Genomic DNA, 12,705 nt, shown 5'->3' with positions numbered 1-12,705 from the left:
GCGGTGGACTCGGGAGTGACCTGCGGTAAGGGAGGTCCGGAAAACTGCATGTAGTCGTCCCGTAACTCATCTGGTGTTATCTTCCGGACCGGAAGACTCCAAGTCTCCACGGGGCGGTGCGGATCAGATGGCAGTGGGACAACTCCCGGACCAGGTAGGGGAGTTCGCGAAATACCTGAGGGAACTGCTCGGGCGTCTCGACCAGGACGCGGGCTGGTGCGGCGTGTTCTGGCAGCGCGACCCCGACGGCATGCGGGCCTGTGTGGACGGCGCCGAGGTGCCGCCCTGGGACGTGGTGCAGGCGCTGCTCCACGACCTCGCGGCGGACCGCGGCGTCCCCGAGGCCGAGCGTGAACGGGGCCGGGCGCAGGCCCTGCACCGGGCCTCGCTCGACGCGTACGACGCCCGGCCCGGCGGCCGTGAACTCCTCGGCGACCGGCTCGACATGATGCTCAGGGAGCAGCGGGTCGCCCTGGAGCGGCAGGCGGACCTGTCGCGGCAACTGGCCGCGGCGCTCGACGCGGACGAGGCCGACCGCATCAACCTCGACCTGGCGTGGGTACGGGACGACCACGAGCGGGCCACGGCGCGCTGTGCCGAACTCCGGGAGCGCATGGACCGCCTGACCGAGGTGGAGCGCCCGACGTGGGTCGACCTCGGTGCGGGGGCGCCGGGGGGAGACTTCTCGGGGGACTCGTTCGGCGGGGGAGCGGGCCTGGGCGTGGGTGCGGGTGCGGGTGTGGATGCCGGTGGGGGCGTGGGTGGCGGGCCTGGCGGTGGCTTCGCCGGGGAGTACGGCGGGGGCGCCTCTTGGGGCCTTGCGGGGAGTCACGGTGATGGCTCGGCCGAGGGGTTTGCGGGCGAGTTTGCGGGTGGGTTCGCCGGGGGCTTTGCCGACTACGTTGTGGAGGCCGGTGAGGTGGTCGCCGACGGCCACGCCGTGGGCCCGGCCCCGGTCGACGACTTCGAGCCGGCGCCCGCGCCGCGCCACTCGGCGCCGGACGCCGGACCCCACGTACCCCGGCAGGGGCCCGAGCGTTCCCGGCGGCGGCCGCGCGGCGCACGGTTCGCCGGGTTCGGGGACAGCGGTGGGCAGGGCGCGCGCGGGCCGGTGGCCGGGCCTGAACCGGCGTCCGCGGGTGAGCCGCCCCGGGGGGCGCGCTTCCCGCAGGTGGCGGCCTCGTCGGTCCCATCCCTTCCGGCGGCGCAGGAATCCGACCCGCACCACACCGAAGCCCAGACGCGGCCCCGGGGGCGTGCCGAAGCCGCAACCGCACCCGGCCCCGACACCGACGCCCGTGCCACCTCCGACGCCGTCCGCGACCTCATCCGGCTCCGGGGCGAGGGCCGCAGCGGTGAGGCGCACGGCGTGCTCGTGGAGGCCACGGCCTGGCCTGCCGCCCGGCTGCCGCTCTTCGCCGGCGAACTGCACCGCGCCGGCCTCGGCGCCGACTGGGCCACCCTGCTCTGGGAGGCCGCCTCCCTGCCGCCCGACCGGCTCGTCGCACTGGCCGACGCGCTGGCCGGGGCGGGCCGCGGCGACGACTGCAGAAAGCTGCTGCGGCAGGGCGTCGCGCGTCCCGCGCCCGAGATCGCCGAGGCGATCCTCGCCCTCATGGACGCCGACCGGGAGCGGGAGGCCCGCGCGCTCCTGGACTCCTACGTCCGCGTCCGCACCTCGGAGGACGTGGCCCGCTGCGCGCACACGGATCCGCACCGCCTCATCCCCGTCCTCCTGGAGACGGCCAAGGGAGTCTCCGACGAACACCACTGGGATCTCGTGCACGCCCTGCGCGTCGCGGGCTTCAGCGCCTGACCCACCCTGACCCGGCCCGCCCCTGTACCTGCCCCTGACTCTGTCCCTTTCGGCCCGTTTCTCGGCCGCTCGGGTGCGAATCATGATCGACTGAGCCGGTTGACGGCGATGGTCTTGCTCAGCCCCTCGGCGGAGGCTTACGTTCTCCTAATCCACGCAGCAAGTCTACGTGCGTAGAAGCTCTCTGACGTCCTCTCACGGACTTGCGAAGGAGCAGCTCATGGTCAACGTCGTACGCGCCGCACTGGTCCAGGCAACCTGGACGGGCGACACCGAATCCATGATCGCCAAGCATGAGGAGCACGCCCGCGAGGCGGCCCGCCAAGGGGCGAAGGTCATCGGCTTCCAGGAGGTGTTCAACGCCCCCTACTTCTGCCAGGTCCAGGAGGCCGAGCACTACCGCTGGGCGGAGCCGGTGCCCGACGGCCCCACGGTGACCCGGATGAAGGCGCTCGCCCGCGAGACCGGCATGGTGATCGTCGTCCCCGTCTTCGAGATCGAGCAGTCCGGCTTCTACTTCAACACCGCGGCCGTGATCGACGCCGACGGAAGCTACCTCGGCAAGTACCGCAAGCACCACATCCCCCAGGTGAAGGGGTTCTGGGAGAAGTACTACTTCAAGCCCGGAAACCTCGGCTGGCCCGTCTTCGACACCGCGGTCGGCAAGGTCGGCGTCTACATCTGTTACGACCGCCACTTCCCCGAGGGCTGGCGGCAGTTGGGCCTCGGCGGCGCCCAGCTCGTCTACAACCCCTCGGCCACCTCGCGCGGCCTCTCCGCCCACCTCTGGCAGCTCGAACAGCCCGCCGCGGCCGTCGCCAACGAGTACTTCGTCGCCGCGATCAACCGCGTCGGCCAGGAGGAGTACGGCGACAACGACTTCTACGGGACGTCGTACTTCGTCGACCCCCGCGGCCAGTTCGTCGGCGACCCCGCGAGCGACAAGACCGAGGAACTCGTCGTCAGGGACCTCGACTTCGCCCTCATCGAGGAAGTACGCCAGCAGTGGGCGTTCTACCGCGACCGCCGACCCGACGCCTACGAAGGACTGGTGCAGCCGTGAGCGACCTGTACGACCGCCACCGGGCCGTGCTGCCCGACTGGCTCGCGCTCTACTACCAGCGGCCCATGGAGCTCACCCACGGCGAGGGTCGCCACGTGTGGGACGCGGCCGGCAACAAGTACCTCGACTTCTTCGGCGGCATCCTCACCACCATGACGGCGCACGCGCTGCCCGAGGTCACCAAGGCGGTGAGCGAGCAGGCGGGCCGGATCATCCACTCCTCGACCCTCTATCTGAACCGCCCGATGGTCGAACTCGCCGAGCGCGTCGCGGCGTTGTCGGGCATCCCCGACGCACGCGTCTTCTTCACCACCTCGGGCACCGAGGCCAACGACGCGGCGCTGCTGCTCGCCACCGCCCACCGCCGCTCCAACCAGATCCTGGCGATGCGCAACAGCTACCACGGCCGCTCCTTCACCACCGTCGGCATCACCGGCAACCAGTCGTGGTCGCCCACCAGCCTCTCGCCGCTCCAGACGCTGTACGTGCACGGCGGCGTCCGCAGCCGCGGCCCGTACGCCGACCTGAGCGACGCCGAGTTCACCGCCGCCTGCGTGGCCGACCTGCGCGACATGCTCGGGCAGGGCCGCGGGGGAGTGGCGGCCCTCATCGCCGAACCCGTCCAGGGCGTCGGCGGCTTCACCTCGCCGCCCGACGGCCTCTACGCGGCCTTCCGCGAGGTCCTCGACGAGCACGGCATCCTGTGGATCGCCGACGAGGTACAGACCGGCTGGGGGCGCACCGGCGACCACTTCTGGGGCTGGCAGGCGCACGCGGGCAGCGGCCCGCCGGACATCCTCACCTTCGCCAAGGGCATCGGCAACGGCATGGCGATCGGCGGCGTGGTGGCCCGCGCCGAGGTCATGAACTCCCTGGACGCCAACTCCATCTCGACCTTCGGCGGCTCCCCGGTCACCATGGCGGCCGGCCTCGCCAACCTCGCGTACCTCCTGGAGCACGACCTGCAGGGCAACGCCCGGCGGGTCGGCGGGCTCCTCATCGAGCGGCTGCGGGCGATCTGCGCACAGCTGCCCGTCGTACGCGAGGTGCGCGGACGCGGACTCATGATCGGCGTCGAACTGGTCGAGCCGGGCACCGACCGGCCCAACCCGCGCGCGGCCGCCGCCGTGCTGGAGGCGGCCCGCGAGGGCGGTCTCCTGATCGGCAAGGGCGGCGGGCACGACACCAGCGCGCTGCGCATCGCACCGCCGCTCTCGCTGACCGTCGCGGAGGCGGAAGAGGGCGCCTCGATCCTCGAACAGGCCCTGCGGAGCGCATAGGGCCTGTCCGGCGGATCAGGTCGCATACGGGTGGCCCGCGCGTTTTCGTGCTGGTGAGCGGGGTCTGGTGCGTCGAGATGCAAGGCGGAGGAGGGCGGCAACGCGGAGCGTTGGCAACCGACGACAACGCCGCAGGTCGGCGTGGCAGGCCCCACGCCCGCGACAAGATCCGCCGGACAGGCCCTAGTTCGTCCGGAGGACCGCGCGGCACCGCGCGGGCCCGCAGGAAAGGGAGCGCACCACATGAGCAACCGCACGCTGATCACCGGCGGCCTGGTCGTCACGGCCTCCGACGAACTGCCCGTCGACGTCCTGGCCGAGGACGGCCGGGTGGTGGCGCTGGCCACCCACGACAGCCACAACTTCACCGCCGCCCGCGTGATCGACGCCACCGGGAAGTACGTGATCCCGGGCGGCGTCGACGCCCACACGCACATGGAGATGCCGTTCGGCGGCACCACCGCGGCGGACACCTTCGAGACCGGCACCCGCGCCGCGGCCTGGGGCGGCACGACCACCATCGTCGACTTCGCGATCCAGCCCAAGGGCGGGACGCTCGCGGAGGGCCTGGACGCCTGGCACGCGAAGGCGGCCGGACGGTGCGCCGTCGACTACGGCTTCCACATGATCATGTCCGATGTGAACGCGTCCTCGCTCAAGGAGATGGACGCGCTCGTCTCGGCCGGGGTCAGCTCGTTCAAGCTCTTCACCGCCTACCCCGGCGTCTTCCTCTCCGACGACGGGCAGATCCTCCGGGCGATGCAGCGCGCGAGCTCCAACGGCGGCCTGGTGATGACGCACGCGGAGAACGGCCTCGCCATCGACGTCCTGGTGGAACAGGCGCTCGCCCGCGGCGAACGGGACCCCCGCTATCACGGCGAGGTCCGTAAGGCGCTCCTGGAGGCCGAGGCCACGCACCGCGTCATCAAGCTGAGCCAGGTGGCCGGCGCCCCGCTGTACGTGGTGCACGTCTCCGCGCAGGAGGCCGTCGCCGAGCTGGCCCGCGCGAGGGACGACGGCCTGCCGGTCTTCGGCGAGACCTGTCCGCAGTACCTCTTCCTGTCCACCGACAACCTCGCCGAGCCCGACTTCGAGGGCGCCAAGTACGTCTGTTCCACGCCGCTGCGGCCACGCGAGCACCAGGCGGCGCTGTGGCGGGGGCTGCGCACGAACGACCTCCAGGTCGTCTCCACCGACCACTGCCCGTTCTGCTTCAAGGGGCAGAAGGAGATGGGCCGGGACGACTTCTCCAAGATCCCGAACGGCCTGCCGGGCGTGGAGAACCGCATGGACCTGCTGCACCAGGCCGTCGTCGACGGGCACATCAGCCGGCGCCGCTGGATCGAGGTCGCCTGCGCCACGCCGGCCCGGATGTTCGGCCTCTACCCGAGGAAGGGCACCATCGCGCCGGGCGCCGACGCGGACATCGTCATCTACGACCCGCACGCGGAGCAGACCATCTCCGCGCAGACGCACCACATGAACGTCGACTACTCGGCGTACGAGGGCAAGCGGATCACCGGACGCGTGGAGACGGTGCTGTCCCGGGGCGTTCCGGTCATCGAGGACCGGGTGTACGCGGGACGCGCGGGGCACGGGTCGTACGTGCCGCGGGGGATCTGCCAGTACGCGTGAGCGGTGCGGCGGTACGCATGACGCTCGCTGTGACCGGCCGACGGTCGGACGGCGGGGCGGGGCCGAACTCATCGGCCCCGCCCCGCCGTTGGTGTGACCCGGGTCACTCGGGGAGGGGCTTGGCCCGGCGGTCGGCCCCGTGTCACTATTTCTGCACGCCGACTCTGCCCAAAACCCGCCGCGAGGCCGGGGGTTGAGCGCCGTAGCCGCCGGTTGATGCCGGCGAGACCGGGCCCGAGCCCGACGCAGTTCCGATTCCCACCGCATTCCATCTCATGCGTGCCGTCCCGCCTCTCTTGCGGGCGGTGCGAGAGCCGCGCATGCGATGGCGGCCCCTCCCTTTGCAGGCGTGCCGATGGGCCTGCCCTGACCCGGAGTTGTTCCGAGGGGGGAACTCCGCAGGTCGAGGAGGGAATTGCTGACCCTAAGCGTGAGATTCACCCTGCCGTTCCGCAGGCGTCCGCCGATCGCTCCATGGAGGAACCATGTCTGAGACAACCGATTTGAACGAGCTGTACTCGATCATCGAGAAGACGGCTCAGATCGTGGACGTCACGAGTTCGCGCGAGAAGGTCTGGCCGATCCTGAACGCCTACAAGGAGTTCGTCGGCAACTCCGTGATCTCCTTCCGCGCGTCGACCGGCAGCAGCGCCGACGACCTCGACTGCCGCTTCACGATGCTGCCGAAGGGCTTCGACCCGTACGCCCGCGCCCTGGAGCACGACCTCACGCCGAAGACGGACCACCCGGTCGGCAGCCTGCTGAAGGAGGTCCACGAGAACCTCCCCATCACCAGCTGCGGCGTCGACTTCGGCGTCGCCGGCGGGTTCACGAAGACCTGGTCCTTCCCCAGCGCCGAGAACCTGGTCAAGGTCGACGACCTGGTCAAGCTCCCCTCGATCCCCGAGGGTGTCGCCGCCAACCTCGACTTCTTCAAGAAGTGGGGCCTCGCCGACATGGTGAGCACGGTCGGCATCGACTACTCCAAGCGCACCATGAACCTGTACTTCGGCGGCGGTGTCGGTGACCGCGTGCCTGCCGAGGTCTTCGAGGAGAAGGGCGTCAGGGCGATCCTCGGCGAGCTCGGCCTCGCCGAGCCGAGCGCGGAGCTGCTGCGGTTCTGCGAACGCTCGTTCGTCATCTACGTGACCCTCAGCTGGGACTCGCCGGAGATCAACCGCTTCACGTACTCCGTGATGACGCCGGAGCCGCTGGGTCTGCCCATCGACCTCGCGCCGTCGTTCGACCGGCTCATCAGGAACGCCCCGTACGACACGACGGGCCGCAACTACGTGTACGGCATCGCGTCGACGCCCAAGGGCGAGTACCACAAGATCGCCTCGTACTACCAGTGGCAGAAGCGCGTGGAGAATCTGCTGCGTTCGGATTCCTGACGGCAGTTCGGATTCCTGACGGCAATTCACCCGCCAGGGCCTGAAGATCTTTCTCTGGAACGGCCGGATTCCGCACGGAATCCGGCCGGCTTCATTTCTTCCTAGAACTCTGGATGATGCGATCTCCATGCAGAAAAGACAAAGGGAGCTGAGCGCGTTGACGCCATCGGCCTCGGCGGAGGGATTGCCGGACGTACGACGCGCTCGGTCGGTCGGCATCGGGCGCGCCCACGCGAAGACCATCGTGCTGGGGGAACACGCGGTCGTTTATGGCGCCCCCGCACTCGCGCTCCCGGTGCCGCAGCTGGCGGTCACGGCGAGCGCCGGCTGGTCCGCCCGCACCCCGGGCGACTCCGGCGACGTGTCCCTGACGATGACCGGGTCCGCCTCGCGGCCGGTGGCGACGCAGGCTTCTGACTGGCTGCAGCGGCTGACCGCCGAGTTCCGGGCGACCATGGACGTGACCGACGACGTCCACCTCGACGTCATCCTGGACTGCGCGATCCCGCCGGGCCGCGGCCTCGGCTCCAGCGCGGCCTGCGCGCGTGCCGTCGTCTTCGCGCTGGCCGACCTCTTCGACCGCGAGGTCACCCCGCAGACCGCCTTCGACCTCGTACAGACCGCGGAGAACGTGGCGCACGGACGCGCGAGCGGCGTCGACGCCACCGCCGTGGGCGCATCGGGCCCGCTGCTCTTCCAGCAGGGTCACGCCGAGGAACTCCCCATCGGCTGCGAGGGATTGTTCATCGTCGCCGACAGCGGTGAGGTGGGCCGCACCAAGGACGCCGTCGGGCTGCTGCGCGAAGGCTTCCAGCGGCACCCGGGGGCGCAGGAGCGGTTCGTGGGCCGTGCGACGGAGCTCACCGACGCGTCCCGGCACGCCCTCGCCGACGGCGAACCCGAGGAGCTGGGCCACCATATGACGGAGTATCACGAGCTACTGCGCGCCGCCGGGTTGAGCACCGACCGCATCGACGCGCTGGTCGAGGGCGCGCTCGGGGCGGGCAGCCTCGGCGCCAAGATCACCGGGGGCGGCATGGGCGGCTGTGTGCTCGCGCTGACCCGGTCCGGGCAGGCGAGCGCGGTGACCCGGCGGCTGCACGAGGCCGGCGCCGTCCAGACCTGGGTCGTACCGCTGAGGGGGTTCACCGGCCATGGGCGCTGAACAGCAGGCCACCGCGGTGCGGTCGGACGAGTCGGTGCGGCCGGCGTCGGCCGGGTCGGTGCAGTCGGTGCACTCTGTGCGCGCGAGCGCGCCGGGCACCGCGACCGCCGTGGCCCACCCCAACATCGCGCTCATCAAGTACTGGGGAAAGCGCGACGAACGGCTCATCCTGCCGCGCACCGACAGCCTGTCGATGACCCTGGACATCTTCCCCACGACCACCCGGGTCCGGCAGGCCCCCGGCGCGGACCACGACGAGGTGACACTCGGCGGCAAACCCGCCGAGGGCGACGCGCGGCAGCGCATCGTCACCTTCCTCGACCTGGTGCGCGAGCGGGCCGGGGCCACCCACCGCGCCGTCGTGGACACCGAGAACACCGTGCCCACCGGCGCCGGACTCGCCTCCTCCGCCAGCGGCTTCGCCGCCCTGGCCGTGGCCGCGGCCGCCGCCTACGGACTCGCCCTGGACGCCACCGCCCTGTCGCGCCTCGCCCGGCGCGGCTCCGGCTCGGCCTCCCGCTCCCTCTTCGGCGACTTCGTGGTCTGGCACGCGGGCCGCGAGGACGGCACCGAGGAGGAGGCGGACCTCAGCTCGTACGCCGAGCCGGTGCCCACCGGCCCCCTCGACCCCGCGCTGGTCGTCGCCGTCGTCAACGCCGGACCCAAGGACGTGTCCAGCCGCGCGGCCATGCGGCGCACCGTCGACACCTCGCCGCTGTACGAGCCGTGGGCCCGGTCCAGCGGGGACGACCTGGCCGACATGCGCCGGGCGCTCGGCCGCGGCGACCTGGCGGCCGTCGGGGAGATCGCGGAGCGCAACGCGCTCGGCATGCACGCCACGATGCTGGCGGCCCGCCCCGCGGTGCGCTACCTCTCGCCGGCCACGCTCACCGTGCTCGACGCCGTGCTGGGGCTGCGGCGGGACGGGGTTGCGGCCTACGCCACCATGGACGCCGGGCCGAACGTGAAGGTGCTCTGCCGCAACGCGGACGCCGACCGGGTGGCCGATGTCGTGCGCGCCGCGGCGCAGGGCGGCACGATCCACGTCGCCCGGCCCGGACCCGCCGCCCGGCTCCTGGACGAGGACGGGTGATGGCGCCTCGGACGGTCGTGCGGCGCGCGCCGGGCAAGCTGTTCGTCGCGGGCGAGTACGCCGTGGTGGACCCGGCCAACCCCGCGATCCTCGTAGCCGTCGACCGGTACATCACCGTCACCGTGTCCGAGCCCGACGCGCCCGCCGTCGTCCTCTCCTCCGACCTCCTCGCCTCGCCCGCGCACTGCCGGTGGCGGGACGGCGAGCTCACCGGGGTGACGCCGCAGGACACCCGGCGGCTCGGCGAAGGCCTCGCACACGTGGCGGCCTCCGTCGAGATCGTGAACCGGCTCCTTGCCGAACGCGGCTTGCCCGCACCGGAGTTGCACGTCTCGGTGAGCAGCGGCCTGCACGAGAATGGCACCAAGTTCGGGCTCGGGTCGAGCGGGGCGGTCACCGTCGCGACCGTCGCCGCCGTGGCCGCGTACTGCGGTCTCGACCTGTCGTACGAGGACCGGTACCGGCTCGCCATGCTCGCCACGGCCGGCCTGGAACCCAAGGCCTCCGGAGGCGACCTCGCCGCGAGCACCTGGGGCGGCTGGATCACTTATCAGGCGCCCGACCGCATCGCCGTACTCGACCTGGCCCGCGCCGCCGGCGTCGAGAAGGCGCTGCGGGAGCCCTGGCCGGACTTCGCGGTACGCCGACTGCCGCCGCCCGAAGGCCTTTCGCTGGAGGTCGGCTGGACCGGAAACCCCGCCTCGACCTTGACGCTCGTCTCCGGCCTCGACCGCGGAGCCTGGCGGGGCACCGCCGGGCACCGGGCGTTCGTGGAGACCAGCAACGACTTCGTGCGCGCCGCCGCCGACGCACTGGAACGCGGCGACCGCGACACCCTGCTGCACCAGATCCGAAGAGCCCGCCAGGAACTGACGCGCCTCGACGAGGCGGTCGGACTCGGCATCTTCACCCCCCGGCTGACCGCGCTGTGCGACGCCGCCGAAGCCGTCGGCGGCGCGGCCAAGCCCTCCGGGGCGGGCGGCGGCGACTGCGGCATCGCGCTGCTGGACGCCGGGGCGGCCCAGGACATCGCTCACGTACAGAAACGGTGGACCACGGCGGGCGTGCGGCCCTTGCCGATCCGTCCCGCCATGGAAGGGAACGAGGAATGATCTCTCAACGCAAGGACGACCACGTCCGGCTGGCCGTCGAGCACCAGCGCCAGCACAGCGGACAGAACCAGTTCGACGAGGTGTCGTTCGTCCACCACGCGCTGGCGGGCATCGACCGGCCGGACGTCTCCCTGGCCACGAGCTTCGCCGGCATCTCCTGGCCGGTGCCGCTCTACATCAACGCGATGACCGGCGGCAGCGTCAGCACCGGCGTCATCAACCGGGACCTGGCCATCGCCGCCCGCGAGACCGGCGTCGCCGTCGCCTCCGGGTCCATGAGCGCGTACTTCAAGGACCCGTCGTGCGCCGAGACGTTCAGCGTGCTGCGCAAGGAGAACCCCGACGGGTTCGTCCTCGCCAACGTCAACGCGACCGCCTCCGTCGACAAGGCGCAGCGCGCCGTCGACCTGGTGCGGGCCGACGCCCTGCAGATCCACATCAACACGGCCCAGGAAACGCCGATGCCCGAGGGCGACAGGTCGTTCTCCTCCTGGGTCCCGCAGATCGAGAAGATCGCGGCGGCCGTCGACGTCCCCGTGATCGTCAAGGAGGTCGGCAACGGCCTCAGCCGTGAGACCGTCCTCCTCCTGGAGAGCCTGGGCGTCAAGGTCGCCGACCTCGGCGGCCGCGGCGGCACCGACTTCGCGCGCATCGAGAACGGCCGCCGCGAACTGCGCGAGTACGCCTTCCTGCACGGCTGGGGCCAGTCCACCGCCGCCTGCCTCCTGGACACCCAGGACGTCGGCATCCCGGTCCTCGCCTCCGGCGGCGTGCGCAACGCGCTCGACGTGGCCCGCGCCCTGGCGCTCGGCGCGTCCGGCGTCGGCGTCTCCGGCGGGTTCCTGCGCACCCTGAAGGACGAGGGCGTCTCCGCCCTCATCGCACAGATCTCCACCTGGCTCGACCAGCTGGCGGCCCTGCAGACCATGCTCGGCGCCCGCACCCCCGCCGAACTGCAGCGCTGCGACCTGCTGATCCACGGCGAACTCCGCACCTTCTGCGCCGACCGGGGCATCGAGACCGGGCCCTTCGCCCAGCGCTCGCGCTCCGTCGCGGCCGCCACCGAGCTGACGGGAAGCACCCGATGACCGACACACACGCCATCGCAGGCGTCCCGATGCGCTGGGTCGGCCCGCTGCGCATCTCCGGGAACGTCGCCACCACCGAGACGCAGGTCCCCCTCGCCACCTATGAGACGCCGCTGTGGCCCTCCGTGGGACGCGGCGCGAAGGTCTCCATGCTCGCCGAGAAGGGCATCGTCGCCACCCTCGTCGACGAGCGGATGACCCGCTCGGTGCTCGTGGAGGCGACGGACGCGCAGACCGCGTACGTGGCCGCCCGCGCCATCGACGCGCGCATCGACGAACTGCGCGAAGTGGTGCGCGGCAACAGCCGGTTCGCCGAGCTGGTGAACATCCGGCACGAGATCAACGCCAACCTGCTGTTCATCCGGTTCGAGTTCACCACCGGTGACGCGTCCGGGCACAACATGGCGACGCTGGCCTCCGACGCGCTCCTGAAGCACCTCCTGGGGACCATCCCGGGCATCGCCTACGGATCGATCTCCGGCAACTACTGCACGGACAAGAAGGCCACCGCGATCAACGGCATCCTCGGCCGGGGCAAGAACGTGGTCACGGAGCTGCTCATCCCGCGGGACGTCGTCACCGACGTCCTGCACACGACCGCCGCCAAGGTGGTCCAGCTGAACATCCGCAAGAACATGCTCGGCACCCTGCTGGCCGGCGGCATCCGCTCGGCCAACGCCCACTACGCGAACATGCTGCTCGGCTTCTACCTGGCCACCGGCCAGGACGCGGCCAACATCGTCGAGGGCTCGCAGGGCGTCACCATGGCCGAGGACCGCGACGGCGACCTCTACTTCGCCTGCACGCTGCCGAACCTGATCGTCGGCACGGTCGGCAACGGCAAGGGGATCGAGTTCGTGGAGACCAACCTCGCCCGGCTCGGCTGCCGGGCCGAGCGCGAGCCCGGGGAGAACGCCCGCCGCCTCGCCGTCATCGCCGCGGCGACCGTGCTGTGCGGGGAGCTCTCGCTCCTCGCCGCCCAGACCAACCCCGGTGAACTGATGCGTGCGCACGTCCAGTTGGAGCGCGACAACACGACGGAAAAGGTCGGTGTGTGAG

At 71.5% G+C, this 12,705-nt stretch carries 10 protein-coding genes; all 10 read left to right on the top strand.

The genetic code is table 11. The annotated features are described in order from the left end of the window. Positions 1-127 precede the first annotated feature (127 nt). The 10 genes from ACFYO9_RS10790 (at position 128) to ACFYO9_RS10745 (ending at position 12,704) form a co-directional block, all read left to right on the top strand. Complete coding sequence (locus ACFYO9_RS10790) at positions 128-1,816, top strand: hypothetical protein (protein WP_358773785.1); 1,689 nt, start codon at positions 128-130, stop codon at positions 1,814-1,816. 220 nt (positions 1,817-2,036) lie between these two features. Next, positions 2,037-2,879: a nitrilase-related carbon-nitrogen hydrolase gene (locus ACFYO9_RS10785; RefSeq protein ID WP_358773787.1), complete on the top strand. Its 843-nt coding sequence runs from the start codon at positions 2,037-2,039 to the stop codon at positions 2,877-2,879. Then, positions 2,876-4,159, top strand: a complete 1,284-nt coding sequence (locus ACFYO9_RS10780; RefSeq protein WP_358773789.1) for an aspartate aminotransferase family protein — start codon at positions 2,876-2,878, stop codon at positions 4,157-4,159. The genes ACFYO9_RS10785 and ACFYO9_RS10780 overlap by 4 nt, the downstream gene beginning before the upstream one ends. Before the next feature lie 243 nt (positions 4,160-4,402). Next, positions 4,403-5,794, top strand: a complete 1,392-nt coding sequence (hydA, locus tag ACFYO9_RS10775; protein ID WP_358773790.1) for a dihydropyrimidinase — start codon at positions 4,403-4,405, stop codon at positions 5,792-5,794. Between the two features lie 485 nt (positions 5,795-6,279). Next, complete coding sequence (locus tag ACFYO9_RS10770; protein ID WP_358712029.1) at positions 6,280-7,188, top strand: aromatic prenyltransferase; 909 nt, start codon at positions 6,280-6,282, stop codon at positions 7,186-7,188. A 157-nt stretch (positions 7,189-7,345) separates the two neighbouring features. After that, entirely contained in the window at positions 7,346-8,353 is a 1,008-nt protein-coding gene (mvk, locus tag ACFYO9_RS10765; RefSeq protein WP_358773792.1) for a mevalonate kinase, read from the top strand. Next, a complete protein-coding gene (mvaD, locus tag ACFYO9_RS10760) occupies positions 8,343-9,446 on the top strand; it encodes a diphosphomevalonate decarboxylase (protein ID WP_358773794.1) in 1,104 nt (367 codons plus the stop codon). Before mvk ends, mvaD begins: the two co-directional genes overlap by 11 nt. Continuing rightward, a complete protein-coding gene (locus ACFYO9_RS10755; RefSeq protein WP_358773796.1) occupies positions 9,446-10,558 on the top strand; it encodes a phosphomevalonate kinase in 1,113 nt (370 codons plus the stop codon). Before mvaD ends, ACFYO9_RS10755 begins: the two co-directional genes overlap by 1 nt. After that, positions 10,555-11,646: a type 2 isopentenyl-diphosphate Delta-isomerase gene (gene fni, locus ACFYO9_RS10750; RefSeq protein WP_358712037.1), complete on the top strand. Its 1,092-nt coding sequence runs from the start codon at positions 10,555-10,557 to the stop codon at positions 11,644-11,646. Before ACFYO9_RS10755 ends, fni begins: the two co-directional genes overlap by 4 nt. Continuing rightward, positions 11,643-12,704 (top strand): hydroxymethylglutaryl-CoA reductase, encoded by a 1,062-nt coding sequence (locus ACFYO9_RS10745; protein ID WP_358712039.1) that lies wholly within the window; start codon positions 11,643-11,645, stop codon positions 12,702-12,704. Before fni ends, ACFYO9_RS10745 begins: the two co-directional genes overlap by 4 nt. Position 12,705 lies beyond the last annotated feature (1 nt).

Source organism: Streptomyces sp. NPDC005863, from assembly GCF_042871345.1.
In the GTDB taxonomy this organism is placed as follows: Bacteria; Actinomycetota; Actinomycetes; order Streptomycetales; family Streptomycetaceae; genus Streptomyces.
This window is presented reverse-complemented; position numbering and strand designations above follow the sequence as displayed.

Bases quoted from the DNA above. Each gene is read 5' to 3' on its own strand.
- ACFYO9_RS10790 (WP_358773785.1), top strand. From the start codon at position 128: ATGGCAGTGGGACAACTCCCGGACCAGGTAGGGGAGTTCGCGAAATAC.
- ACFYO9_RS10785 (WP_358773787.1), top strand. From the start codon at position 2,037: ATGGTCAACGTCGTACGCGCCGCACTGGTCCAGGCAACCTGGACGGGC.
- hydA (WP_358773790.1), top strand. From the start codon at position 4,403: ATGAGCAACCGCACGCTGATCACCGGCGGCCTGGTCGTCACGGCCTCC.
- ACFYO9_RS10770 (WP_358712029.1), top strand. From the start codon at position 6,280: ATGTCTGAGACAACCGATTTGAACGAGCTGTACTCGATCATCGAGAAG.
- mvaD (WP_358773794.1), top strand. From the start codon at position 8,343: ATGGGCGCTGAACAGCAGGCCACCGCGGTGCGGTCGGACGAGTCGGTG.
- ACFYO9_RS10755 (WP_358773796.1), top strand. From the start codon at position 9,446: ATGGCGCCTCGGACGGTCGTGCGGCGCGCGCCGGGCAAGCTGTTCGTC.
- fni (WP_358712037.1), top strand. From the start codon at position 10,555: ATGATCTCTCAACGCAAGGACGACCACGTCCGGCTGGCCGTCGAGCAC.
- ACFYO9_RS10745 (WP_358712039.1), top strand. From the start codon at position 11,643: ATGACCGACACACACGCCATCGCAGGCGTCCCGATGCGCTGGGTCGGC.